Raw genomic sequence first — 24,995 nt, forward strand, 5'->3', positions numbered from 1 at the left:
TCGGCACCGCCGGACAGCGTCGTACGGGCTGATCGCCGTCGCGGCGGGAAGAGGGGGCGAGCCGAGTACGCCGCGTGGAGCAGGGTCAGGCCAGCGTTTCGGTCGGGGGGTCCACTGTGGCCTCGGGTTCGCTTGCCGAGCTGCTGGTCTCGACGGGCTCATTGGAGGCGGGTGCGCTCATGGTGTCGGTGTTCTCCGGCGGTGTCGGTTCCTCCGACGGCGTCGGCCCCTCCGACTCCGATTCCGACTCGCTGGGGGTCGGCTCTGACGACTCCGACTCCGATTCCGACTCGCTGGGGGTCGGCTCTGACGACTCGGACTCGGAGGGCGTCGGCTTTGTCGACTTCGAAGGCGACGGGTCCCCGGCCCCCTCGGTGCCGCTCGGGTCGTCCGTCGGCCCCGCCGTGTCCGTAGGTGTCGGGTCGTCCCCCGTGCCGTATGTGCCGTCGGGGCCCGGGTCCGTGGGGGCGGGGACCACGCCGGGGTTTTCGTTGTCGGGGTTCTGCTTCGGCTCGTCGGCGCCCAGCCCCCCGCTGTCGGTGCCCTCGCTGGCGGACGGGTTGACGCCGATGCGTTCGGCGGGGGCGTCGGGGGTGTTGTCGGAGGTCGCGCCGAGGGTGACGACCGTGCCGAGGACGGCGGCCAGGAGGGCGCCGGCTCCCACGGCGGCCAGGTTGCGGCGGGCGCCGCCGACGAGGCTCTTGAGGCCGCCGGCCTTGTGCGCCGGAGAGGGCGAGCCGGGGCGCTGGGTGACCAGGGTCGTCTCGACACCGGTCGTCAGAGGAGGCCCCACCGCGCCGACCGCCCCCGTGCCCAGGCCGGTGCCGGCGCCCAGGCCCACCGCGCCGAAGCCCGCCGACGCGTACCCGGAGGGCACCCCGCCCGGCGGCGAGGCCGACTCCTCGTGGCGGGCGTCCGGTACCTCCTCCCCCGCTGCCGTGCGCCCGCCGGGCGGTGTCGCCCCGGAGCGGTCGGCGACGAGGGCGAGGGCACGGCGGCCGGCGACGGCGCCGCGCTTGTCGGCGAGGGCGCCGCGCAGCGCGATGGAGGCCTCCAGTTCGACGCGGGCCAGGTCGAGCCGGCCCAGGCAGAGCGCGAGGACACCGAGTTCATGGTGGAAGTACGCCTGGTCGCCGGTCTCCCCCGCGAGCAGCGCGGCCTCGGAACCGGCCCGCAGCGCCCGGTCCCAGGCGCTCCAGCGCAGCCCGGCCGCGAACGCGGGCGCCGCCTGCCGGGCCAGCTGTACGGCGATGCTCTCCTCGTCCTCCTGCGGCGGCTCGGTGAGCGGCCCGAGGAGCGTGAGCGCGGCGAGTACGGCGTCGGCCTCGGCCGAGACCCGCTCGGGGGTGACCGAGGGGTGCCCGGCCCACCAGGCGTAGTGCCGGGCGGCCGTCCGGGCGTGCCCCTCGACGTCGTCGGCGTATCCGGCGGCCTCCAGTTGGGTGCGCACCCCGGCGGCGAGCCGGTAGCGGGCGCCGACCGGGGTGACGAGGGCGCTGCCGACGAGTTCGCCGAGGGCGGCGTCGGCATGGGTGTCGCCCACGAGGGCGGGCAGATGCGCCTGGTGCGGGACCTCGCCGCCGAGTGCGACCGCGAATCGCAAGGTCTCGCGCGCCGACTCGCTCAGCCGGGAGGCGAGCAGCGCGGCGGGCGCGGCACCCTCGGCGAGCGAGGGCAGGGGGATCTCGTGGTCGTCGTCGGCGGCGGTGTCGTAGGCCGTCTCGACCGGCGGGGCGTCGGCGAAGACGCCGAACTCGTCGACGGCGTTCGCCCCGGCGCGCAGCCGGTCGCGCTGTCGGAGCAGGGCCCCGGCCTGGGCGAACCTGAGCGGCAGCCCCTCGGACTCGAAGAGCAGGTCACCCGCCCAGCTGACCTCGTCCTCGGTGAGCGCCCGCCCGACCCCGCGCTCCAGCAGCTCCAGGCTGCCCTCCCGGTCGAAGCCGCCGAGGACGATCTCCTCCAGGGGAGCGTCGGCGGACGGCAGGGGTACGTCGGGGGTGGCGGCCAGCAGGAAGGCGCACTCGGGGGTCGCGTCGAGCAGCTCGTCGAGGGCCACCCCGCCGAACTCCAGGTCGTCCAGGACGACGACCGCGCCGATCTCCCGTACGACATCGAGGATCTGCTCCCGCACGGGCCGGAACAGGGGCGCGCTGTACACGGCGGCGAACAGGTCGTACAGCAGGTCGTCCGGTGTGCGTCCGTGGCCGTCTAGCCGTACGACGCCGTCGGGGGCCAGATCGGCGCAGTCCGCGGCGACGGCGTCGAGGAGCATGGTGCGGCCGGAGCCTGGGGCACCGGTGAGACGGACGGAGCGGCCGCGGGCGAGGAGACGGACGAGCCGTTCCCTCTCGTCGTCGCGCCGGAGCAGGGCCAGCCTGGGCAGCGAGGGGCCCGGCGGTACGGGCGGCCGGGCGGCGCGGTCGAGTTCGGCGCGCTCGTCCGGCGCGTGCTTCACGGGCCGGGCCGGCAGTTCGCCCGGCGGGCAGTTCTCCACCTCGCTGCCGTCGACGGGGTTGACCGTGACCAGGAAGTCGCCGGAGACGAGCTGGACGGTGCGGGCGAGTGCCGGAGCGTGCTGGCCGAAGTCCTGCGCCAGGGCGTCCCTCGGGGGACGCTTGCCGAGCGCGGTCGCGTCGTCGTGGCCGTACTCTTCGGGTCCGCGGTCCATCGGGTCCATCGGTTCTAGCCCCCCAAAAGCGTCTCGTGTGCTGGAGCCCCTCCCGGCCGTGTCGCACACCGCGCTGTCGCTTCTGGTCCGGAACCCGCGTGAGGGTTGCTGGCAGCGGGCAGCCGAACCCTAAACCTTCGCACAGTATCTCCGACAGCCCGGGGTCGCGGGCCGTCGCAGACATCACAGTCTCGTGAGGATTGCCGGTGCGCTCCGCTTATGAGGCTGTTGGGTCACTGCGGGTGGATTGTGGTTGCTCGCTCCCTCACGCTCGGCTGCGCTCGCGCGGGGGGGGACCCCCATCGCGGCGGACCGCACGATGTCACAGCCCCGCGCCCCTTACGGGGCGCGATCGCACCCCCAGGTGATACGCGTGGGCTCGCGCACGCGTTCACACCCTCGGCAAGGACTCCACCCCGATGCCGCCCTCGATCGCCAGGATGCGGTGCAGGCGGGTTGCCACGAGGAGGCGCCGCATCTGCGGGGGGACCCCGCGCAGCACCAGCCGCCGTCCGCACCGTCCCGCCCGCCGGTGGGCTCCCATGATCACGCCCAGTCCGGTGGCGTCCCAGGAGTCCAGCTCTGACAGGTCGAGCACCAGGTCGCCGGCTCCGTCGTCGACGGCCGAGTGCAGGACCGTACGGGCGTCCGCCGCGCTGCGTACGTCGAGGCGGCCCCCGACGACCAGCTCGGCGTGGTCGCCCCTGATGTACATAAGCGCTCCCCGTGGATGCGTCTCGTACTCCGTGATGTGGGTGATGCAACCTCTGACGGCGTTCGACACCACCAGGTTGCCGTCTGTGAGCGAACCGATACCGAATTCACCTCAAGGGGTGAGGCCCTGGAGGTGCATGCGTGAACACGCGACGGGAGTGACGCGTGCGGCTCGCTCAGTGGGTGTAGAAGCCCTGCCCGCTCTTGCGGCCGATGTCACCGGCGTCGACCATGCGGCGCATCAGCTCCGGTGGGGCGAACTTCTCGTCCTGGGACTCGGTGTAGATGTTGCTCGTGGCGTGCAGCAGGATGTCGACGCCCGTCAGATCGGCGGTGGCCAGCGGTCCCATGGCGTGGCCGAAGCCCAACTTGCAGGCGAGGTCGATGTCCTCGGCGGTGGCGACGCCCGACTCGTAGAGCTTGGCGGCCTCGACGACGAGTGCCGAGATCAGACGGGTCGTCACAAAGCCGGCGACATCGCGGTTGACGACGATGCAGGTCTTGCCGACGGACTCGGCGAACTCCCGTGCGGTGGCGAGGGTTTCGTCGCTGGTCTTGTAGCCGCGGACCAGTTCGCAGAGCTGCATCATCGGCACCGGGGAGAAGAAGTGCGTGCCGACGACCCGCTCGGGGCGCTCGGTCACCGCCGCGATCTTGGTGATCGGGATGGCGGAGGTGTTCGAGGCGAGGACGGCGTCGTCGCGTACGAGCTTGTCGAGGGCCCGGAAGATCTCGTGCTTGACCTCCAGCTTCTCGAACACGGCCTCGACGACGATGTCCGCGTCGGCCACGGCGTCGAGGTCGGTGGTGGCGGTGATCCGCGCGAGCGCCGCCTCGGCGTCCGCCGCGTCCAGCTTGCCCTTGCTCACGAACTTGTCGTACGACGCCTGGATGCCGCCGATGCCACGGTCCAGCGCCTCGTCGGTGACATCGCGCAGGACGACGTCCCAGCCCGACTGCGCGGACACCTGAGCGATACCGGACCCCATGAGCCCGGCTCCGATGACGGCGAGCTTCCGTGCCACTGTGCGACTCCCCTGGTACGCGCTGTTGACGTGTTTCCTCTCCGGCGGACACTAGCGCTCGTGAGGCGTTGTGTGACCGCTTAGTAACGCGAGTCACGTCTCAACTGACGGACATCACACCGGCGGGGCGCGGCAGCGGGTCCTCCGGTGGGTGGGGGCCCTCACTACGCTGGTCGTATGGTCAATCTGACGCGTATCTACACCAGGACCGGCGACAAGGGCACCACGAACCTCGGGGACATGAGCCGGGTGCCCAAGACGGATCTGCGGATCTCGGCGTACGCGGACGCCAATGAGGCGAACGCGGCGATCGGGACGGCGATCGCGCTCGGCGCCCTGGACGAGGAGATCGTGAAGGTGCTCGTCCGGGTGCAGAACGACCTGTTCGACGTGGGCGCCGATCTGTCCGCGCCGGTCGTGGAGAACCCCGAGTACCCGCCCCTTCGGGTGGAGCAGTTCTACGTCGACAGGCTGGAGGCGGACTGCGACCGCTTCAACGAGCGGCTGGAGAAGCTCCGTTCCTTCATTCTGCCGGGTGGTACGCCGGGTGCGGCCCTGCTGCACCAGGCCTGCACGGTCGTACGGCGGGCGGAGCGCTCGACGTGGGCGGCCATCGAAGTCCACGGCGAGACGATGAACCCCCTCACCGCCACCTACCTCAACCGACTCTCCGACCTCCTGTTCATCCTCGCGAGGAGTGCGAACAAGGAGGCCGGAGATGTGTTGTGGGTGCCGGGCGGCGAGCGCTAGCGCGCCCTACAAGAGCTTCGCCGGCTCGCGCTCCGCGTCCCGCTCGCTCGGCGGGCGCTGCTTCGGCCAGATCAGATAGGCGAGGGCGACCAGCCCGTGGATGCCGGCGGCCCTGAGTGCCGTCCATTGGAACGACCTCAGCGAGTCGACGTTCCCGTCGTCGCCGACGTACCAGACGGCCCCCTGGAGCAGGGCCAGGGCCACGGCCGCGGCGGCCACCGTGCGAAGCCACAGCCTGCCCTCGTACGCGGCCCGCGCCATGCCGTACTTCGGCGGCTTCGGCGGGGGCGGGGCGCCGGCCAGGCGATGCGCGGCATGGCCGTCCAGCCAGCTGATCATGTAGTGGCCGTAGCCCACGGTGAAGCCGATGTAGAGGGCGGCGAGCCCGTGTTCCCAGCTCGGCTCGGCGCCGCTCTTGAGGTCGATCGCGGTCACCACGAAGAGCACCAGTTCCAGCACGGGCTCGCACAGGAGGAGCACCACACTGGTCCGGCGCCGCTTCAGCAGATAGCGGACGGCCAGGGCCAGCGCCAGCAGTACCCAGAAGCCGACCTCGCAGGCGATGATCAACGCGACGATCACGGTTCGCTCCTTTCGGTCACCCTTCCAGGCTCCCGACGCCGGACGCCCGACGCGTCGTCGGCGGTGACGAAGTCGCGGTACATCGAAAGATGCAGTCCGGGACCGTTCCCGGGGATCAGGCGGCGAGGGCCCGCCCCGTGTTGGATGTGAGGCATGGCCGTACGACTGCCCCGCCCGAACCGCTTCGACCTGTGCGCCGCGCTCGCCGGACTGCTCGGGGGTCTGCTGCTGTGGGGCGTGGGTCTCGGCAACCGGGGGCCCGACGACCCGAGCGTGCTGCTCCACGGCCCCGGATGGATTCTGCCGCCGCTCGTGGTGACGGCCGGCTGCGAGACGGTCCGCCGCACCCTGCCGCGCACCGCGCTGCTGCTCGGCACGACCGCGGTGGCCGTGGACGTGATGACCCGGGGCAACCTGGCCACCGTGATCATGTTCACGGACCTGGTGTACGCGGCCGTGGTGTACGGCCCGCCCACCACGGCCCGCCGGGTCCCGTGGATCACGGGGCTGCTCACCGTGGCGAGCACCGTCGTACCCTTCGCGTTCTGGCGGACGCCCGAGGCGCTGCTGATCGGCGTGATCACCGGACTGGTCGCCTTCATGCCGGCCATCACCGGCTGGATCGTCCGCAACCACCGCGACGCCGCCGAAGCGGCGAGGCTGCGCGCCGAACAGACCGCCCTGCTGGCGGAGATGGACCGCACCCAGGCCGTGACCGCCGAACGCGCCCGGATGGCACGGGAGTTGCACGACATGGTCGCCAACCACCTCTCGGCGATCGCGATCCACTCCACGGCCGCGCTCTCCCTCGACAAGCCGGAGACCACCTGGCAGGCCCTGAAGGTCATCCGGGAGAACAGCGTCGAGGGGCTCGCCGAGATGCGGCGGCTGATCGGCATCCTGCGGGACACGAGCGAGGACACCGAGCCGTCCGCCGCGCCCACGCTCGACGGCCTCGGCTCCCTCGTCGAGAACGCCCGCACGAACGGCCTCGACGTCACCCTCGACGCCGAGCACGCCGACACCCTCCCCGCCCCGGTCGGGCTGGCCGCGTACCGGATCGTCCAGGAGTCCCTGACCAACGCCCTCAAGCACGCCTGCCCCGGCCGGGTCACGGTGGTCCTGCGACAGTTGGACGGTTCCCTCGACATCGCCGTGACCAGCCCGTACGGCGACCGCGACGGCCCGAGCGCCCCCGGCTCGGGCGCCGGGCTGGTCGGGATGCGCGAGCGGGTCGCCCTGCTGGGCGGCACCTTCGAGGCGGGTCCCGCGACAGCCCCGGCGTCCGCCGAGGGCAAGATCTGGGCCGTACGCGCCACCCTCCCCGTCACCGAAGGAGAACCCGCGTGAACCGTGTGCTCGTCGAAGGAGAACCCGCATGATCCGTGTGCTCGTCGCCGAGGACCAGTCCGCCGTACGGGCCGGGATCGTCCTCATCCTGCGCAGCGCGCCGGACGTCGAGGTGGTCGGTGAGGCGGCCGACGGCGAGCGGGCGGTGGCGCTGGCCCGGGAGCTGCGGCCCGATCTGGTGCTGATGGATGTTCAGATGCCGCGTCTGGACGGGGTGTCGGCGACCCGGCAGATCGTCGGCGAGGGACTGGCCGATGTCCTCGTGCTGACCACCTTCGACCTCGACGAGTATGTGTTCGGCGCGCTACGGGCGGGCGCCGCCGGGTTCCTGCTGAAGAACACCGACGCCCACGATCTGATCGAGGCCGTACGGACGGTGGGGCGCGGTGAGGGTCTGATCGCCCCGGCGGTCACCCGGCGGCTGATCGCCGAGTTCGCGGCGAAGCCGGTGCGCGAGCCGACGGCCGACCCGGCCGTACTGGATTCCCTCACCCGGCGCGAGCGGCAGGTGCTGTCCTGTATCGGGGAGGGCCTGTCGAACGCGGAGATCGCCGGGCGGCTGGACATGGCCGAGGCGACGGTGAAGACCCATGTCAGCCGTCTGCTGGGGAAGCTGGATCTGCGCAGCCGGGTCCAAGCGGCCGTGCTGGCACAGGAGTTGGACGTCTGACCACTTCCGGCCGCCCTTCGGCCGGCCATTCCTCGGCAAGTGGTCCAGACCCATTGACCTATGGTCCAGACCTTTCTATTCTCACCCACACCGTGGCATGTCATGCCCACGATCGCTCATGCCCACCCCACATCTCCCCAAGGAGGCGCACATGCGCTTCAGGCACAGAGCGGCGGCCGGGTTCGCCACCCTGCTGCTCCCCTTCGCGGGCCTCGCCGGACTCGCCTCCCCCACCCAAGCCGCCGCCGCGTCTTCATCGGCTACCGCCACCTACACCAAGACCCAGGACTGGGGCTCCGGCTTCGAAGGCAAGTGGACGGTGAAGAACACCGGCACCACCACCATCGGCTCCTGGACCGTCGAGTGGGACTTCCCCTCCGGGACGTCCGTCACCTCGGCCTGGGACGCCGATGTCACCTCCTCCGGCACCCACTGGACCGCCAAGAACAAGTCCTGGAACGGCACCCTCGCCCCCGGTGCCTCCGTCTCCTTCGGTTTCAACGGGAGCGGCTCAGGCTCCCCTTCGAACTGCGAGCTGAACGGCGGCAGCTGTGACGGCGGTCCCTCCGTCCCCGGTGACGCGGCACCCTCCGCGCCCGGCACCCCGACCGCCTCGGACATCACCGACACCTCGGTGAAACTCAGCTGGTCGGCGGCCACCGACGACAACGGCGTCAAGGACTACGACGTCCTGCGCGGCGGCACCAAGGTCGCCACGGTGACCTCCACCTCGTACACGGACACCGGTCTGACCGCCGGCACCGACTACTCGTACACCGTCCAGGCCCGCGACACCGCCGACCAGACCGGCCCCGCGAGCGGCGCCGTCTCCGTACGGACCACCGGCGGCGGCACCGACCCGAACCCCGCCGCCAAGGTCAACCTCGGCTACTTCACCGAGTGGGGCGTCTACGGCCGCGACTTCCATGTCAAGAACCTGGTGACCTCGGGCTCCGCGTCGAAGATCACCCATATCAACTACGCGTTCGGCAACGTCAAGAACGGTCAGTGCACCGTGGACGACACCTACGCCGCGTACGACAAGGCGTACACCGCCGACCAGTCCGTCAGCGGGGTCGCCGACACCTGGGACCAGCCGCTGCGCGGCAACTTCAACCAGCTCCGCCAGCTCAAGGCGAAGTACCCGCACATCAAGGTGCTGTACTCCTTCGGCGGCTGGACCTACTCCGGCGGCTTCGGCCAGGCCGCGCAGAACCCGGCCGCGTTCGCCCAGTCCTGCAAGGCCGTGGTGGAGGACCCGCGCTGGGCGGATGTCTTCGACGGCATCGACATCGACTGGGAGTACCCCAACGCCTGCGGTCTGACCTGCGACACCTCGGGCCCGGCGGCCTTCAGGAACCTGATGTCGGCCCTGCGCACCGAGTTCGGCTCGGACTACCTGGTCACCGCCGCGATCACCGCCGACGGCTCCTCCGGCGGCAAGATCGACGCGGCCGACTACGGCGGGGCCTCGGCCTCCGTCGACTGGTACAACGTGATGACGTACGACTACTTCGGCGCCTGGGCCTCGACCGGTCCGACCGCCCCGCACTCCCCGCTGACCTCGTACTCCGGCATCCCGACCGCCGGCTTCAACTCCGCCGACGCCATCGCCAAGCTGAAGGCGAAGGGCGTCCCGTCCGCCAAGCTGCTGCTCGGCATCGGCTTCTACGGCCGGGGCTGGACCGGAGTCACCCAGTCCGCCCCCGGCGGCACGGCGACCGGCGCGGCACCGGGCACGTACGAGGCGGGCATCGAGGACTACAAGGTGCTCAAGAACTCCTGCCCCGCCACCGGCACCGTCGCGGGCACGGCGTACGCGCACTGCGGCACCCAGTGGTGGTCGTACGACACCCCGTCGACGATCGCCGGAAAGATGACCTGGGCCAGGAACCAGGGCCTGGGCGGCGCGTTCTTCTGGGAGTTCAGCGGCGACACCAGCAGTGGAGAGCTGGTGACCGCGATCAGCAACGGGCTCGGCTAGACATCAGGCAACGTTGACGCTCCCCCAGACTTCGTCCGGGGGACCCCCACCCAGCGAGTGAATGTGGCTACGCCACATTCACTCGCTGTCCGGGCGGGGCTGCCTCAAGCCACGCGAGGAAACCGGTCAGCGCGTCCTCGCTCATCGCCAGCTCAAGACGGCTCCCCCGGTGCAGACACGCGAGGATCACGGCATCGGAGAGCAGGGCCAGCTCCTCCTCGCCCTCCGGGGTACGACGGCCGGCCACCTCGATCGCCGAGCGCTCAAGGACCCGGCGGGGGCGGGGCGAGTACGAGAAGACGCGGTACCACTCGATGCGGTCGCCGTTGTAGCGGGCGACGCCATAGCCCCAGCCCTTGCCGTTCTCGTCGCCCTTCTCGGGTTTCTCCGGGGCGTTCCAGCGGAGGCTGCAGTCGAACGTACCGCCGGAGCGCTGGATGAGTCTGCGGCGCAGACCGAAGACGAAGAGTCCCACCACCACGAGCGCGATCGCCGATCCGCACACAGCCAGAGCGAGGACCATCGACACCGACCTCCTCGTCTCCTAGGTAATGGAACGTAAAAAACACCCACATTTGCCTCAGCCGCGGCTGGGTCGGGATGAATACATCCGGACCCAGCCGCGGCTGAGATACAGCATCACACGGTGAGCGGGCTCAGCGCGCCGCCACCGTACGCAGTCGGACATCGGCGCGGCGCTCGGCGGCGGCGTCGCCCTCCGCCTTCGCCTGCTCCAGCTCCCGCTCGACGCGCTGGACGTCGATCTCGTCGGCCAGCTCGGCGACCTCGGCCAGCAGGGACAGCTTGTTGTCCGCGAACGAGATGAAACCGCCGTGCACGGCGACGACGATCGTGCCGCCCTCGCTCGTACGGATGGTCACCGGGCCCGACTCCAGCACACCGAGCAGCGGCTGGTGACCGGGCATGACGCCGATGTCGCCGGACGTGGTGCGCGCGACGACCAGGGTGGCCTGGCCCGACCAGACCTCTCGGTCGGCCGCGACCAGCGCGACGTGCAGCTCAGCAGCCAAGGTGGCTCCTCGGGTCACCACCCGGCGCCTCCGCCGGGTGTTGGGTTCAAGTCTAGTAGGCGTGGATGAGGGGGCGGGACGACCCCCGCCCCCTCAGCAAGAGCACACGGCTCAAGAGCGACAGCGTCAGCTGACGCCCAGCTCCTTCGCGTTCTTCTTCAGGTCCTCAAGACCACCGCACATGAAGAACGCCTGCTCCGGGAAGTGGTCGTACTCGCCGTCGATGATCGCGTTGAACGCGGTGATCGACTCCTCCAGCGGCACGTCCGACCCGTCGACGCCGGTGAACTGCTTGGCGACGTGGGTGTTCTGGGACAGGAAGCGCTCCACGCGACGGGCACGGTGGACGACGAGCTTGTCCTCCTCGCCGAGCTCGTCGATACCGAGGATCGCGATGATGTCCTGCAGGTCCTTGTACTTCTGCAGGATGTTCTTCACGCGCATCGCGGCGTTGTAGTGGTCCGCCGCGATGTACCGCGGGTCGAGGATGCGGGACGTCGAGTCCAGCGGGTCCACGGCCGGGTAGATGCCCTTCTCGGAGATCGGACGGGAGAGAACCGTCGTCGCGTCGAGGTGGGCGAAGGTGGTGGCCGGGGCCGGGTCGGTCAGGTCGTCCGCAGGGACGTAGATCGCCTGCATCGAGGTGATCGAGTGACCACGGGTCGAGGTGATGCGCTCCTGGAGGAGACCCATCTCGTCGGCCAGGTTCGGCTGGTAGCCCACCGCGGAGGGCATACGGCCGAGCAGGGTCGACACCTCGGAACCGGCCTGGGTGAAGCGGAAGATGTTGTCGATGAAGAACAGCACGTCCTGCTTCTGCACATCGCGGAAGTACTCCGCCATGGTCAGACCGGCGAGGGCCACGCGCAGACGGGTGCCCGGGGGCTCGTCCATCTGACCGAAGACCAGGGCGGTCTTGTCGATGACGCCCGACTCGCTCATCTCGTCGATGAGGTCGTTGCCCTCACGGGTGCGCTCACCGACGCCGGCGAACACCGACACACCGTCGTGGTTGTTGGCGACGCGGTAGATCATCTCCTGGATGAGCACCGTCTTGCCGACGCCGGCACCACCGAACAGACCGATCTTTCCACCCTTGACGTACGGGGTGAGAAGGTCGATGACCTTGACGCCGGTCTCGAACATCTCGGTCTTCGACTCAAGCTCGTCGAAGTTCGGCGCCTTGCGGTGGATGCCCCAGCGCTCGCCGTCGTAGGTCTCGTCGACGTTCAGCACCTCACCGAGGGTGTTGAACACCTTGCCCTTGGTGAAGTCGCCGACCGGCACGGTGATGGAGGTGCCGGTGTTGACGACCGGGGCCTGGCGGACCAGACCGTCGGTGGGCTGCATGGAGATGGCGCGGACCAGACCGTCACCCAGGTGCTGGGCGACCTCCAGGGTCAGCGTCTTCTTCTCGCCCTCCTTGGCCGGGTCGGAGACCTCGACGTGCAGGGCGTTGTAGATGTCGGGCATCGCGTCGACGGGGAACTCCACGTCGACGACCGGGCCGATGACCCGGGCGACGCGGCCCGTGGCAACGGCCGTCTCAGAAGTCGTCGTCATTACTTGTCACTCCCCGCGGTCGCGTCGGCAAGGGCTGCGGAGCCACCGACGATCTCGCTGATTTCCTGGGTGATTTCGGCCTGGCGGGCCGCGTTGGCAAGCCGGGAAAGGTTGTTGATCAGTTCCCCGGCGTTGTCGGTGGCCGACTTCATCGCGCGGCGGGTGGCGGCGTGCTTGGAAGCGGCCGACTGCAGCAGCGCGTTGTAGATACGGCTCTCGACGTAGCGCGGCAGCAGGGCGTCGAGGACGTCCTCCGCCGACGGCTCGAAGTCGAACAGCGGGAGGATCTCGCCCTTGGTGGACGACTCCTCCGCGACCTCTTCGAGGCTGAGCGGCAGCAGCCGGGCGTCGAGCGCCTGCTGCGTCATCATCGAGACGAACTCGGTGTAGACGATGTGGAGTTCATCCACGCCGCCGTCCGCCGTGTCCTTCTCGATGGCCTCGATCAGCGGGGCCGCGACCTTCTTGGCGTCCGCGTAGGAGGGCTCGTCGGTGAAGCCCGTCCACTGCTCCGTGATCTTGCGCTCACGGAAGTTGTAGTGGGCGACACCGCGCCGGCCGACGATGTACGTGTCGACCTGCTTGCCCTCGGCCTCAAGGCGTGCCGTCAGCTGCTCCGCGGCCTTGATGGCGTTGGAGTTGAAGGCACCGGCGAGACCGCGGTCACTCGTCAGCAGCAGCACTGCGGAACGCGTGACCGTCTCGGCCTGCGTGGTCAGCGGGTGCTTGGTGTTGGAACCAGTGCCCACCGCCGTGACCGCGCGCGTCAGCTCGGTCGCGTACGGCGTGGAGGCCGCCACCTTGCGCTGCGCCTTGACGACGCGCGAGGCGGCGATCATCTCCATCGCCTTGGTGATCTTCTTGGTCGCGGTGACGGATCGGATGCGACGCTTGTAGACCCGGAGCTGAGCTCCCATGAGTCAGGTCCCTTCCTTACGTCACTTGGAGACGTTGACGGCCGCCGGAGCGTCCTCGCCGAGCAGCTTGCCGTCCGCGGTCTCGAACTGCTTCTTGAAGTCGGCGATCGCGTCGGCCACGGCCGTCAGCGTGTCGTCGGACATCTTGCCGCCCTCCTTGATGGAGGTCATGAGGCCCTGCTCCTTGCGGTGCAGGTACTCAAGCAGCTCCTTCTCGAAGCGGCGGATGTCGGCGACCGGGACGTCGTCCATCTTGCCGGTGGTGCCGGCCCACACGGAGACGACCTGGTCCTCGGTGGACATCGGCTCGTACTGGGCCTGCTTCAGCAGCTCGACCATGCGCTGACCGCGCTCCAGCTGCGCCTTCGACGCGGCGTCCAGGTCGGAACCGAAGGCGGCGAACGCCTCCAGCTCACGGAACTGGGCGAGGTCCACGCGCAGACGGCCCGAGACCTGCTTCATCGCCTTGTGCTGGGCGGAACCACCGACTCGGGAGACGGAGATACCGACGTTCAGCGCGGGACGCTGACCGGCGTTGAAGAGGTCCGACTCCAGGAAGCACTGGCCGTCGGTGATGGAGATGACGTTGGTCGGGATGAACGCCGAGACGTCGTTGGCCTTGGTCTCGACGATCGGCAGACCGGTCATCGAGCCCTTGCCCATGTCGTCGGAGAGCTTCGCGCAGCGCTCCAGCAGACGGGAGTGCAGGTAGAAGACGTCACCCGGGTAGGCCTCACGGCCCGGCGGGCGGCGCAGCAGCAGGGACACGGCGCGGTAGGCGTCGGCCTGCTTCGAGAGGTCGTCGAAGATGATGAGGACGTGCTTGCCCTCGTACATCCACTGCTGGCCGATGGCCGAACCGGTGTACGGCGCCAGGTACTTGAAGCCGGCCGGGTCGGACGCCGGGGCGGCGACGATGGTCGTGTACTCCAGTGCGCCGTTCTCCTCCAGCGCACGGCGGACCGACGCGATGGTCGAGCCCTTCTGGCCGATGGCGACGTAGATGCAGCGGACCTGCTTGTTCACGTCGCCCGAGCGCCAGTTGTCGCGCTGGTTGATGATCGTGTCGACGCACAGCGCGGTCTTGCCGGTCTGGCGGTCACCGATGACCAGCTGACGCTGACCACGGCCGATCGGGGTCATCGCGTCGACGGCCTTGTAGCCGGTCTCCATCGGCTCGTGCACCGACTTGCGCTGCATGACCGTGGGGGCCTGCAGTTCGAGGGCGCGGCGACCGGTGGTCTCGATCTCGCCGAGGCCGTCGATCGGGTTGCCGAGCGGGTCGACGACGCGGCCGAGGTAGCCCTCGCCCACGGCGACCGACAGGACCTCGCCGGTACGGGAGACCGGCTGACCCTCCTCGATGCCGCTGAACTCACCGAGGACGATGGCGCCGATCTCGCGCTCTTCCAGGTTGAGCGCGAGGCCGAGGGTGCCGTCCTCGAACTTCAGCAGTTCGTTGGCCATGGCCGAGGGAAGACCCTCGACCTTCGCGATGCCGTCGCCGGCAAGGGTGACCGTACCGACCTCCTCGCGCGAGGCCGCGTCCGGCTTGTACGACTGGACGAAGTTCTCCAGCGCGTCCCGGATCTCCTCCGGCCGGATCGTGAGCTCCGCCATCTGGGTTCCCTGCTCTCCTTGTTGGGCCCGAAGTTTCACTTTGGGGGTCTGGGGGCGACCCCCAGGATTCTTCTGCACGGCCCAACCGGGCCGTCCGTACGTACTGCTTGTGAAGTTGGTCAGCTCGCCAGGCGGCGGCCGGCGTCCTCAAGTCGGTCCGCGATCGAGCCGTTGATCAGCTCGTCCCCGACCTGCACCCGAATCCCGCCGACGACCTCGGGGTCGACATCGAGGTTGAGGTGCATCTGGCGGCCGTAGAGCTTCGCGAGGGCCGCGCCGAGGCGCTGCTTCTGCGTGTCGCTCAGCGGGACCGCCGAGGTGACGACGGCGACCATGCGGTTGCGACGCTCGGCGGCGAGCTTGGACAGAGACTCAAGTCCCGACTCCAGGCTACGTCCACGCGGCGCGGTGACGAGGCGCGTCACCAGGCGCTCGGTGGTGGCCTTGGCACGGCCGCCGAGCAGGCTGCGCAGCAGCTCGCCCTTGGCGGTGGTGCCGGCGGCGCGGTCGGTCAGCGCGGCCCGCAGCTCGGTGTTGGAGGAGACGATCCGGCCAAACCGGAACAGCTCGTCCTCGACGTCGTCGAGCGTGCCCGCTCGCTGCGCGGCGGTGAGGTCGGCGAGGTTCGCCAGCTCCTCCAGCACGTCCACCAGGTCCCGGGACTGCGACCAGCGGGAGCGCACCAGGCCGGCCACCAGGTCCGCGGTCTCCCCGCCGATCTGGCCGCCGAGGATGCGTCCGGCCAGATCGGCCTTGGCCTCGCCGGCCTGCGCCGGGTCGGTGAGGACCCGACGCAGCGACACCTCGCGGTCGAGCAGCGCGGTGACGGCGGCCAGTTCGTCGGCGAGCCGCCCCGCGTCCACGGACGTGGCGTCCGTCAGCGCGTCGAGTCGCTCGGTTGCGGCGGCAGCGGCCTCGCGGCTCGCTCCGTGCGCCGTCATCGAGTCGCCTCGGCCTTCTCCTCAAGGTCATCGAGGAAGCGGTCGATCACGCGGCTCTGCCGGGCGTGGTCCTCCAGGGACTCGCCGACGAGCTTGCCGGCCAGGTCGGTGGCGAGCTTGCCGACGTCCTGGCGCAGCGCGGACGCGGCGGCCTTGCGGTCGGCGTCGAGCTGCGCGTGTCCGGCGGCGATGATCTCCTCGCGCTGCCGCTGGCCTTCGGCCCGCATCTCGGCGATGAGCGCGGCACCCTGCTCCTGCGCCTCCTGGCGCAGTCGCGCGGCCTCGTGCCGGGCCTCGGCGAGCTGAGCCTTGTACTGCTCAAGAACGCTCTGGGCCTCGGTTTGAGCGGCCTCGGCCTTCTCGATACCGCCCTCGATGGCCTCGCGGCGCTCTTCCAGAACCTTGTTGATGTTCGGGAGGAGCTTCTTGGCGAGGAAGCCGAAGACGATGACGAAGGCGAGCAGGCCGATGACAAGCTCAGGGATCGGCGGAACGAGGGGGTTCTCTCCCTCGCTCGCCGCGATGAGCAGCTGGCTCATGTGAGTGCCTTTCGTCTAGTCGGCTTGACTGGTGTCGGTGATCAGTAGCCGTAGACGAACGGCATGACCAGACCGATCAGGGCGAGCGCCTCACAGAAGGCGAAGCCGAGGATCTGGTTGGCACGGATCAGGCCGGCGGCCTCGGGCTGACGGGCCAGGGCCTGGGTGCCGTTACCGAAGATGATGCCGACGCCGACGCCGGGGCCGATCGCGGCGAGGCCGTAACCGATGGAGCCGAGGGAGCCTTCGACAGCAGCAAGGGTCGTAGACATGCCAGTTCTTCCTTTACTTTACGGACCGGTGGGGGTTGGCCACCGGACGAGTTGGGGGGTCGGTGAGGCGCCTGATCAGTGGTGCTCGGCGAGAGCGCCCTGAATGTAGGTGCAGGTCAGCAGGACGAAGACATATGCCTGCAGGGCCTGGACGAACAGCTCGAAGGCGGTCATGACGATGACCATGATGAAAGAGACGCCCGCGTAGGCGATGCCGAAGCTGTTCAGCAGGTACCAGCTGGCGATCGTGAAGAGCAGCAGCAGGGTGTGACCGGCGAACATGTTCGCGAAGAGTCGGACGGCGTGGGTGAAGGGCCGGATCAGGATGTTCGAGAAGAACTCGATCAGCATCGACAGCGGCAGCACCGCGCCGAGCGACTTGTCGTAGCCCGTGACGTTCTTGAAGAAGCCGACGAAGCCCTGTCGCTTGAAGGTGAGGACCACCCACGTGATGTAGACGATGCCCGCGAGGACCGCGGGGTACGAAATGATCGCCGTGACCGGGAACTGGGCGAGCGGAACGATCGACCAGAGGTTCATCATCCAGATGAAGAAGAAGAGCGAGACGACGAGCGGGACGTACTTCTCGCCTTCCTTGCGGCCGATGGTCTCGTAGACGACACCGCGCCGGATGAAGTCGTAGCCGGCCTCGGCGACCATCTGGAGCTTGCCGGGCACGACCTGCGGCTTGCGGAAGGCGGCCCAGAAGAACCCGACGATGATGATCGAGCCGAGCAGCGCCAGCAGCATCGTCTTGTTGAAGTAGACGGCATCGTCCTGGTGGCCCCACAGGGGCTGGAACAGGAACGAGTGCAGGCCGGGAGAAACCTCGGCGAAGCCACACCCGTCGAAGATGTGGCAGTCGGTCTCGAAGGCGAGCACCTGCGTCGGGTCAGCACTCACCGCGGGCTCCTTCAGCGTGGCGCATGGGTACGGCAACCTCGTTGTGTCGGCGCGGCGCGCAGCCGCGGGTCGGCACTGGACTGGTGATACGGATGTGAGGGCGGCTGTGGGGCATCGAGCCTCGCAACTGGGCAGGCGTCAGCTCGATTGCCCGCGCCCGCGATGCCGCAGTTGGCACCGGACGATAGCAGGATCTCCTGCGGACACTTATCCCGGCCCTACTCCTCACGACGAGTGCCCCGATTTTTCGGGCTGGTTGCCCGTGGAGGAATCGGGTTCGACGTAGAGGATCTTGGCCTTCATGTGGGCACGCGTCTGGAAGACGATCCACACGAGGGTGGTGCCGACGAGCGTGAACGCGAAGGCCCGGGGGTGGAACAGCGTGGTGTTCTTGAACGCGGCCATGAAGATGAACAGCAGCAGGATCTGTGCCGCGTAGAGCATCAGGCCCATCGCCTGGAACAGGTGAGGAAGCGATTTGGCGGTGCGCTGCAGAACGTAGAGCCCGATTCCCATGAAGAGGATGGTGATCACCGCCGCGACAACGGCGCCGATGGCCCCCTTGCCTCCGACGACCACGCCGCTGATGACAGCGGCGACGGCGCCGGCGGCGGCCGTGGGTACGGCGGCCTGAAGGAGAATCCGGGCGTCATGGGACGGCATGGCGGCAACTCCGCTTGCTAAGGGGGCAGGGTGTCGTCATGGACGAGCGTAGACCCCGGGGCCGAGCGGAAATCTCACGCCGGTCGACCGTCGCACTGCGGTCGTTCGGCTGCGTCCGGGGTTCTCGTGAACCGTATCACAAACTATTTGATGAGGTCTTTACCTGAATGGTGTGCTCGGCATCACACATGAGAGTGAACCCGCCCGTCTGTGCAAAAACAGTGCCGACTTGTCTGGTATAAGCCCGCTTTGCTCCCCCACGCTCTTGCATGCGATCGGCAAAGTGTTAGTCAGATTCTTACCTTGCCGTCAGCGCGGAGCCCCCGCCTCCGCCCGCACGACGGATGCGAGAAGGCCCCGTGCGATACGTCGCACGGGGCCTTCCAAGTTCTACGGGCGCCCCCTCAGCGCCGGGCTCCCGCCGGGCTCGGCTCCTCCTCCTTGGTGCGCCCGCCGATCGCGGTGGCGCCGTTGAGGGACGGGGTCCAGTCGGGGGAGGCGGCGAGGGGCGTCTCGGCGGTGGGGGCGACCTTGCGGCGGCGGTAGCGCGGCGGGACGAAGGACTCGGCCCAGCGGGGGGCGCGAGGCGTGAAGCGGGGCAGCAGCAGCAGGAAGAGGCCCACTCCGCTGAGCATGGCGATGGCGAGGACGATCCACATGGACGCCGCGTTCACGGTGTAGGCGAGGGTGCCGAAGGCGATGACCGCCGACCAGAAGTACATGATCAGCACCGCCCGGCTGTGCGAGTGCCCGACCTCCAGCAGCCGGTGGTGCAGATGGCCCCGGTCGGCGGCGAACGGGGACTGGCCGCGCCAGGTGCGGCGCACGATCGCGAGGATCAGGTCGGCCGCCGGGATCGCGATGATGGTCAACGGCATCAGCAGCGGGATGTAGACCGGCACCATCGCGTAGACCGTGCTGCGCTCCGAGCCGTACAGGCCCATCACGTCCGGGTCGACCTGCCCGGTGACCGAGATCGCGCCGGCCGCCAGCACCAGGCCGATCAGCATCGAGCCGGAGTCGCCCATGAAGATCCGCGCCGGATGCATGTTGTGCGGCAGGAAGCCCAGGCACATCCCCATCAGCACGGCCGCGAACAGCGTCGCGGGGGCGGCGGCCTCGATGCCGTAGCTGTACCAGAGGCGGTAGGCGTACATGAAGAACGCGCCCGAGGCGATGCAGACCATGCCGGCCGCGAGACCGTCGAGGCCGTCGACGAAGTTCACCGCGTTGATGGTGATGACGACCAGGGCGACTGTGAGCAGGGTGCCCTGCCACTGGGTCAGCGCGACGATGCCGACGCTGGGGATGGGCAGCCACAGGATCGTCAGACCCTGCATGACCATGACGCCCGCGGCGATCATCTGGCCGCCGAGCTTGATCAGGGCGTCGATCTCGAACTTGTCGTCCAGCACACCGATCAGCCAGATCAGCGCGGCCCCGGAGAGCAGCGCGCGTGGCTCGTTCGAGTCGGCGAACACCTTGCCGAGGTTGGTCAGATGGTCGGCGACCAGCAGTCCGGAGCACAGTCCGAAGAACATCGCGATGCCGCCGAGTCGCGGCGTCGGTTCACGGTGGACGTCCCGGGCACGGATCTCCGGCATGGCTCCGGCCACGATCGCGAACTTCCGTACCGGGCCTGTCAGCAGGTACGTCACCGCGGCCGTGATGCAGAGCGTCAGCAGGTATTCACGCACGGGCTTCCCCACAGGTCTCGCTGGCCATCACAGCCCCACACCCTAGCGATGCGCGCATATGGTTGGGGACTTCCGGGTAGCGACGATGGTTGCACGTGATGCTGTGCGGTGTGGGGCGAGTACCCCACCTCACTGCCGATACGGCGGAAATCTTCCGGCCAGATCCCGCACTTCTTCACGCGCCCGCCGGCCGTCGTCGCCGTCCCGCAGCGCCCTCGCGAACAGCGCGGCGAGCCGGGTCATCTCCGTCTCGCCCATGCCCTGCGTGGTCAGCGCGGCCGTACCGAGCCGAAGCCCACGGGCGTCGCCGTGCGGAAGGGCGCAGCAGTCCAGCACGATCCCGGCGGCGGCCAGCCGTCCGCGCGCGGTCCGTCCGTCGACGCCGAGTGGCGCGGGATCGACGACGAGCAGATGGGTGTCCGTACCGCCGGTGACGACGGAGAGCCCCTCCCGGGCCAGTCCCTCCGCCAGCACGCGCGCGTTGGCGACCACCTGATGGGCGTACGCCGTGAACGCCGGTGTTGCCGCCTCCCCGAACGCGACGGCCTTCGCGGCGATGGTGTGCATCTGCGCCCCGCCCTGTGTGAACGGGAACACCGCCCGGTCCACCCGCTCCGCCAACTCGCTCCCGCACAGCAGCAGCCCGCCGCGCGGCCCGCGCAGCACCTTGTGCGTGGTGGCGCAGACGATGTCGGCGTACGGCACCGGGTTGGGCGCCGCTCCCCCGGCGACGAGCCCCATGGGATGGGCGGCGTCGGCGATGAGATAGGCCCCGACCTCGTCGGCGACCTCCCGGAAGAAGGCGTAGTCGATGTGCCGGGGATAGGAGATGGACCCGCAGACGATGGCCTTGGGCCGGCGCGTACGGGCGAGGGTCCGGACCTGCTCGTGATCGATGAGCCCCGACTCGGCCTCGACGCCGTACCCCACGAAGTCGAACCACCGCCCGGAGAAGTTCGCGGGCGACCCGTGCGTGAGGTGCCCCCCGAAGTGCAGCCCCATCGCCAGCACGGTGTCACCGGGCCGCAGCAGCGCGGCGTACGCGGCCAGCACGGCCGAAGACCCCGAGTGCGCCTGTACGTTGGCGTGCTCGGCCCCGAACAGCGCCTTGGCCCGCTCGACGGCCAGCCGCTCCGCCACATCGACGATCTCGCAGCCCCCGTGGTACCGGTTCCCCGGATACCCCTCCGCGTACTTGTTGGCGAGCGGCGAGCCGAGCGCGGCCAGCACGGCGGGCGAGGTGAAGTTCTCCGCCGCGATCAGCTGCAACGTACTCGCCTGCCGTGCCGCCTCCCCCAGCAGCACCTCGGCCAGCTCAGGGTCCTGCCGCCGCAGGACATCCGCCTCAAGAACAGGACTGACCGACATGGCTGACTCCGGGGGCGCCGACGAAGACGTGAGTCCAATGTAGGCCGACACCACCTGAGGCGCCCGCGATACGACGCCTTCGCCCGCTGCGGCAACTGCTGTGGGCAATCGTTCCGCAGGGCGATGGGGGCACCTCCCGCGCTGGGGGTACCTCCCAGGCCCTTAAGGCACTGGGGGAGAAGCCGAGCGTGGGGGAGGGTGGGCACAGCCCTCAGCGCCGGGCGCCTTCCCCACCCCGGCCAGCTGCACCTACGCCCGAGCAGGCACCCCCGTCAGCGCCGTCACCACCGGATCGAGCGCCTGATGTATCTCGTCCCCCACCGACCGGAAGAACGGCAGCGGCGCCCCGTACGGGTCGTACACCTCGTCCGCCTCCGCGTCGGGGGCGAGAAGCCACCCGCGTAGAGCCGCCGCGGCCCTGACCAGCGCACGCGCGCGGACGACCATGCCCTCCTCCAGCGGAGGCAGGGTCGTGGGGTCGATCGCCCGTACGAGACGGGTGAACTCCTTCAGGGTGAAGGTGCGCAGCCCGGCGGAGTGCCCCATCGAGATGACCTGGGCCCGGTGGTCACGGGTGGCGGTCAGCACGAGGTCGGCCATGATCACATGCTCGTCCAGCAGTTCACGGCCCATGAACCCGGAGGCGTCCGCCCCGAAGTCGGCGAGGACGGCCTCCGCGTTGGCCTCCATGGGCGCCCCCTCGTGCCCCCACGTCCCCGCGCTCTCGACGATCAGCCCGCCCCACAGCGGGTCGCCGCCGAGCCGGTCCGCGAGGGCATGCCGGGTCAGCCGCTCGGTGATCGGCGAGCGGCACACATTGCCGGTGCTGACATGGAGGATGCGGAAGCTGTCACGCGGCAGCCCGGTGAACGTCCGCGTCTCTTCCGCATCCCATATGCCACGCCCCGCGTCGGGTGACGTCAATTGGCCACCTCAAGGTCGGGTACGACCTTCCGCAGCTCCTCTGCGGACAGGGCCCCGGCGCGCAGCAGCACCGGCACCTTGCCCGTGACGTCGACGATGGAGGACGGCACATTGCCGGGGGTCGGGCCGCCGTCGAGGTAGACGGAGACGGAGTCGCCGAGCATGGCCTCGGCGGCGTCGCAGTTCTCCGGCGCCGGGTGCCCGGTGAGGTTCGCCGAGGAGACGGCCATGGGGCCGACCTCGGTGAGCAGTTCGATGGCGACGGGGTGCAGCGGCATCCGCACGGCGACCGTGCCCCGGGAGTCGCCGAGGTCCCACTGGAGGGACGGCTGGTGCTTGGCGACGAGGGTCAGGGCGCCCGGCCAGAACGCGTCGACGAGCTCCCAGGCCATCTCGGAGAAGTCGGTGACCAGGCCGTGCAGGGTGTTCGGGGAGCCGATGAGGACGGGCGTGGGCATATTGCGGCCCCGGCCCTTGGCCTCCAGCAGATCGGCGACGGCCTCCGAGGTGAAGGCGTCGGCGCCGATGCCGTACACGGTGTCCGTCGGCAGCACCACGAGCTCGCCCCGGCGGACGGCGGACGCGGCCTCGCGCAGACCGGTGGCGCGGTCGGTCGCGTCGTTGGTGTCGTATCGCCGTGCCATCTAACGGGCCTCCTGCTCAAGTACGTAAAAGGTGACAGAACCGTGGTCGCCCATCACGAAGTCGGCTGTCATGGCAGCGCCTTGCGGGCGGTCGCGAACCGCGGCCGGTTGTTGAGGTCCGGGTGGTCGGCCGCGTCGGCCCAGCCCCGCTCCTCGGTGAAGATCCAGGGCACCTGGCCGCCCTGGGTGTCGGCGTGCTCGACGACGACGACACCTCCGGGGCGCAGGAGCCGATGCGCGGTGCGTTCGAGGCCGCGGATCAGTTCGAGGCCGTCCTCCCCCGAGAACAGGGCGAGTTCGGGATCGTAGTCGCGGGCCTCCGGGGCCACGTACTCCCACTCGGTGAGCGGGATGTAGGGCGGGTTGGAGATGACCAGGTCGACCTGGCCGTCGAGGTCGTGGAAGGCGTGCAGGGCGTTGCCCTGGCGCAGATCGACCCTCGATCCCGCCACGTTCTTCCGGGTCCACACCAGGGCGTCCTCGGACAGCTCCACGGCGTGCACGCGCGAACGCGGTACCTCCTGGGCGAGGGCGAGCGCGATGGCGCCGGAGCCGGTGCACAGGTCGACGATGCAGGGCTCGACGACGTCCATCGCGCGTACGGCGTCTATGGCCCACCCGACCACGGACTCGGTCTCCGGCCGGGGCACGAACACCCCTGGCCCGACCTGCAGTTCGAGATACCGGAAGTAGGCCCGCCCGGTGATGTGCTGCAGCGGCTCGCGCTGCTCGCGGCGGGCGATGACCTCCCAGTAGCGGGCGTCGAAGTCGGAGTCCTTCACGGAGTGCAGCGCGCCCCGCTTGACGCCGTGCACGAAGGCGGCGAGCTCCTCCGCGTCATTGCGCGGCGAGGGCACGCCGGCGTCGGCGAGCCGCTGGGTGGCTTGAGCTACCTCAGCGAGCAGCAGACTTCGGGGGCTTGGGGGTCGCCCCCCAATGGATCGCTGCACGCAAGTCCTCCGGTCGTACTCGTACGTGGTGCCTTACGCGGCCGCCAGCTTCGCCGCCGAGTCCGCGTCGACGCAGGCCTGGATCACCGAGTCGAGGTCGCCGTCCAGGACCTGGTCCAGGTTGTACGCCTTGAAGCCGACGCGGTGGTCCGAGATGCGGTTCTCCGGGAAGTTGTAGGTGCGGATCTTCTCGGAGCGGTCGACGGTGCGGACCTGGCTGCGGCGGGCGTCGGCGGCCTCCCGCTCCGCTTCCTCCTGCGCCGCCGCGAGCAGCCTGGAGCGCAGGATACGCAGTGCCTGCTCCTTGTTCTGCAGCTGGCTCTTCTCGTTCTGGCAGGAAGCGACGACTCCGGTGGGAATGTGCGTGATGCGCACGGCGGAGTCGGTGGTGTTGACGGACTGTCCGCCGGGCCCCGAGGAGCGGTACACGTCGATCCGCAGATCATTGGGGTTGATCTCGACGTCGACCTCCTCGGCCTCGGGTGTCACGAGGACACCGGCGGCGGAGGTGTGGATACGGCCCTGGGACTCGGTCGCGGGCACGCGCTGCACCCGGTGCACCCCGCCCTCGTACTTCAGACGGGCCCACACGCCCTGACCGGGCTCCGTGGCGCCCTGGCCGCCCTTGGTCTTCACGGCGACCTGGACGTCCTTGTAGCCGCCCAGCTCGGACTCGGTGGCGTCGATGATCTCGGTCTTCCAGCCGACGCGCTCGGCGTACCGCAGATACATGCGCAGCAGGTCCCCGGCGAACAGGGCGGACTCGTCGCCGCCGGCGCCGGCCTTGATCTCAAGGATCACGTCCTTGTCGTCGGACGGGTCCCGGGGCACGAGCAGCAGGCGCAGCTTCTCCGTGAGTTCTTCCCGCTGCTTCTCCAGCTCCTTGACCTCGGCGGCGAAGTCCGGGTCGTCGGCGGCCAGTTCACGGGCCGTGTCGATGTCGTCGCCGGTCTGCTTCCAGGAGCGGAACATCCCGACGATCGGGGTCAGCTCGGCGTAACGCTTGTTCAGCCTGCGCGCGTTCGCCTGATCGGCGTGGACCGACGGGTCGGCGAGCTGCTTCTCCAGGTCGGCGTGCTCCCCGACCAGTTCCTCGACCGCCTCGAACATCTCCGGCTCCCTGTACGGCCTCTTCGGCCTGCTCTGCCTGTTCGGCCTGTTCTACGAAATGAGTGGGCTGCACCGCAAAGCGCCGGTCCCGGAGGCCCCCGAACTTCTCC

Annotated in this window: 24 protein-coding genes; 4 read left to right on the forward strand and 20 right to left on the reverse strand. The window is 69.5% G+C overall.

Going from position 1 to position 24,995, the window contains the following annotated elements:
* Positions 1-85: 85 nt before the first annotated feature.
* The 3 genes from ACWD4G_RS23435 to ACWD4G_RS23445 all read right to left on the reverse strand — a co-directional run bounded on the left by ACWD4G_RS23435 (position 86) and on the right by ACWD4G_RS23445 (position 4,407).
* Positions 86-2,677, reverse strand: coding sequence for an ATP-binding protein (locus ACWD4G_RS23435; RefSeq protein WP_451296373.1), 2,592 nt, complete (start codon positions 2,675-2,677; stop codon positions 86-88).
* 382 nt (positions 2,678-3,059) lie between these two features.
* A complete protein-coding gene (locus ACWD4G_RS23440) occupies positions 3,060-3,383 on the reverse strand; it encodes an STAS domain-containing protein (RefSeq protein WP_451296375.1) in 324 nt (107 codons plus the stop codon).
* A gap of 175 nt (positions 3,384-3,558) precedes the next feature.
* Complete coding sequence (locus ACWD4G_RS23445; protein ID WP_451296377.1) at positions 3,559-4,407, reverse strand: 3-hydroxyacyl-CoA dehydrogenase family protein; 849 nt, start codon at positions 4,405-4,407, stop codon at positions 3,559-3,561.
* A 177-nt stretch (positions 4,408-4,584) separates the two neighbouring features.
* Here ACWD4G_RS23445 and ACWD4G_RS23450 point away from each other — a divergent pair, with 177 nt between their 5' ends.
* The gene (locus ACWD4G_RS23450; protein WP_451296379.1) at positions 4,585-5,157 is read left to right on the forward strand and encodes a cob(I)yrinic acid a,c-diamide adenosyltransferase; all 573 of its coding nucleotides are present in this window, start codon (positions 4,585-4,587) and stop codon (positions 5,155-5,157) included.
* Positions 5,158-5,163: 6 nt separating this feature from the next.
* Here the strand turns inward: ACWD4G_RS23450 and ACWD4G_RS23455 are convergent, their stop codons facing one another.
* A complete protein-coding gene (locus ACWD4G_RS23455) occupies positions 5,164-5,739 on the reverse strand; it encodes a hypothetical protein (protein WP_451296381.1) in 576 nt (191 codons plus the stop codon).
* Positions 5,740-5,892: 153 nt separating this feature from the next.
* On the opposite strand from ACWD4G_RS23455, the gene ACWD4G_RS23460 reads away from it, so the two are divergent.
* The 3 genes from ACWD4G_RS23460 (at position 5,893) to ACWD4G_RS23470 (ending at position 9,743) form a co-directional block, all read left to right on the forward strand.
* Positions 5,893-7,089: a sensor histidine kinase gene (locus tag ACWD4G_RS23460; protein WP_451296382.1), complete on the forward strand. Its 1,197-nt coding sequence runs from the start codon at positions 5,893-5,895 to the stop codon at positions 7,087-7,089.
* A gap of 28 nt (positions 7,090-7,117) precedes the next feature.
* The gene (locus ACWD4G_RS23465; RefSeq protein WP_451296384.1) at positions 7,118-7,759 is read left to right on the forward strand and encodes a response regulator; all 642 of its coding nucleotides are present in this window, start codon (positions 7,118-7,120) and stop codon (positions 7,757-7,759) included.
* Between the two features lie 151 nt (positions 7,760-7,910).
* The gene (locus tag ACWD4G_RS23470) at positions 7,911-9,743 is read left to right on the forward strand and encodes a glycosyl hydrolase family 18 protein (RefSeq protein WP_451296386.1); all 1,833 of its coding nucleotides are present in this window, start codon (positions 7,911-7,913) and stop codon (positions 9,741-9,743) included.
* Positions 9,744-9,810: 67 nt separating this feature from the next.
* On the opposite strand, the gene ACWD4G_RS23475 is transcribed toward ACWD4G_RS23470, so the two are convergent.
* The 16 genes from ACWD4G_RS23475 to prfA form a co-directional block, all read right to left on the reverse strand.
* The gene (locus ACWD4G_RS23475) at positions 9,811-10,266 is read right to left on the reverse strand and encodes a DUF2550 domain-containing protein (protein WP_451296388.1); all 456 of its coding nucleotides are present in this window, start codon (positions 10,264-10,266) and stop codon (positions 9,811-9,813) included.
* A gap of 133 nt (positions 10,267-10,399) precedes the next feature.
* Positions 10,400-10,774: a F0F1 ATP synthase subunit epsilon gene (locus ACWD4G_RS23480; protein ID WP_451296390.1), complete on the reverse strand. Its 375-nt coding sequence runs from the start codon at positions 10,772-10,774 to the stop codon at positions 10,400-10,402.
* A gap of 126 nt (positions 10,775-10,900) precedes the next feature.
* Complete coding sequence (gene atpD, locus ACWD4G_RS23485) at positions 10,901-12,337, reverse strand: F0F1 ATP synthase subunit beta (RefSeq protein ID WP_451296392.1); 1,437 nt, start codon at positions 12,335-12,337, stop codon at positions 10,901-10,903.
* Positions 12,337-13,254, reverse strand: a complete 918-nt coding sequence (locus ACWD4G_RS23490; RefSeq protein WP_451296394.1) for a F0F1 ATP synthase subunit gamma — start codon at positions 13,252-13,254, stop codon at positions 12,337-12,339. Before ACWD4G_RS23490 ends, atpD begins: the two co-directional genes overlap by 1 nt.
* Positions 13,255-13,275: 21 nt before the next feature.
* Complete coding sequence (atpA, locus tag ACWD4G_RS23495) at positions 13,276-14,874, reverse strand: F0F1 ATP synthase subunit alpha (protein WP_451296396.1); 1,599 nt, start codon at positions 14,872-14,874, stop codon at positions 13,276-13,278.
* A gap of 119 nt (positions 14,875-14,993) precedes the next feature.
* Complete coding sequence (locus ACWD4G_RS23500) at positions 14,994-15,815, reverse strand: F0F1 ATP synthase subunit delta (RefSeq protein WP_451296397.1); 822 nt, start codon at positions 15,813-15,815, stop codon at positions 14,994-14,996.
* On the reverse strand, positions 15,812-16,354 hold the full coding sequence (locus tag ACWD4G_RS23505; RefSeq protein ID WP_451296399.1) for a F0F1 ATP synthase subunit B: 543 nt from the start codon (positions 16,352-16,354) through the stop codon (positions 15,812-15,814). Before ACWD4G_RS23505 ends, ACWD4G_RS23500 begins: the two co-directional genes overlap by 4 nt.
* Positions 16,355-16,395: 41 nt before the next feature.
* Positions 16,396-16,626, reverse strand: a complete 231-nt coding sequence (gene atpE, locus ACWD4G_RS23510; protein ID WP_007384721.1) for an ATP synthase F0 subunit C — start codon at positions 16,624-16,626, stop codon at positions 16,396-16,398.
* Between the two features lie 75 nt (positions 16,627-16,701).
* Entirely contained in the window at positions 16,702-17,529 is an 828-nt protein-coding gene (gene atpB, locus ACWD4G_RS23515; RefSeq protein WP_451296401.1) for a F0F1 ATP synthase subunit A, read from the reverse strand.
* Positions 17,530-17,754: 225 nt separating this feature from the next.
* A complete protein-coding gene (locus ACWD4G_RS23520) occupies positions 17,755-18,192 on the reverse strand; it encodes a hypothetical protein (RefSeq protein WP_451296403.1) in 438 nt (145 codons plus the stop codon).
* A 404-nt stretch (positions 18,193-18,596) separates the two neighbouring features.
* Complete coding sequence (locus tag ACWD4G_RS23525; RefSeq protein WP_451296405.1) at positions 18,597-19,889, reverse strand: MraY family glycosyltransferase; 1,293 nt, start codon at positions 19,887-19,889, stop codon at positions 18,597-18,599.
* Positions 19,890-20,018: 129 nt separating this feature from the next.
* A complete protein-coding gene (locus ACWD4G_RS23530; RefSeq protein WP_451296407.1) occupies positions 20,019-21,257 on the reverse strand; it encodes a serine hydroxymethyltransferase in 1,239 nt (412 codons plus the stop codon).
* A 249-nt stretch (positions 21,258-21,506) separates the two neighbouring features.
* Entirely contained in the window at positions 21,507-22,181 is a 675-nt protein-coding gene (locus tag ACWD4G_RS23535; protein WP_451296409.1) for an arsenate reductase/protein-tyrosine-phosphatase family protein, read from the reverse strand.
* A complete protein-coding gene (locus ACWD4G_RS23540) occupies positions 22,178-22,825 on the reverse strand; it encodes an L-threonylcarbamoyladenylate synthase (protein ID WP_451296411.1) in 648 nt (215 codons plus the stop codon). Before ACWD4G_RS23540 ends, ACWD4G_RS23535 begins: the two co-directional genes overlap by 4 nt.
* 68 nt (positions 22,826-22,893) lie before the next feature.
* Positions 22,894-23,733 carry a peptide chain release factor N(5)-glutamine methyltransferase gene (prmC, locus tag ACWD4G_RS23545; protein WP_451296660.1) on the reverse strand — a complete coding sequence of 280 codons (840 nt, stop codon included), beginning with the start codon at positions 23,731-23,733 and terminating at the stop codon, positions 22,894-22,896.
* A 75-nt stretch (positions 23,734-23,808) separates the two neighbouring features.
* Positions 23,809-24,885 carry a peptide chain release factor 1 gene (gene prfA / locus ACWD4G_RS23550; protein WP_451296413.1) on the reverse strand — a complete coding sequence of 359 codons (1,077 nt, stop codon included), beginning with the start codon at positions 24,883-24,885 and terminating at the stop codon, positions 23,809-23,811.
* Between the last annotated feature and the right edge of the window lie 110 nt (positions 24,886-24,995).

This window comes from Streptomyces sp. NPDC002643 (assembly GCF_053592555.1).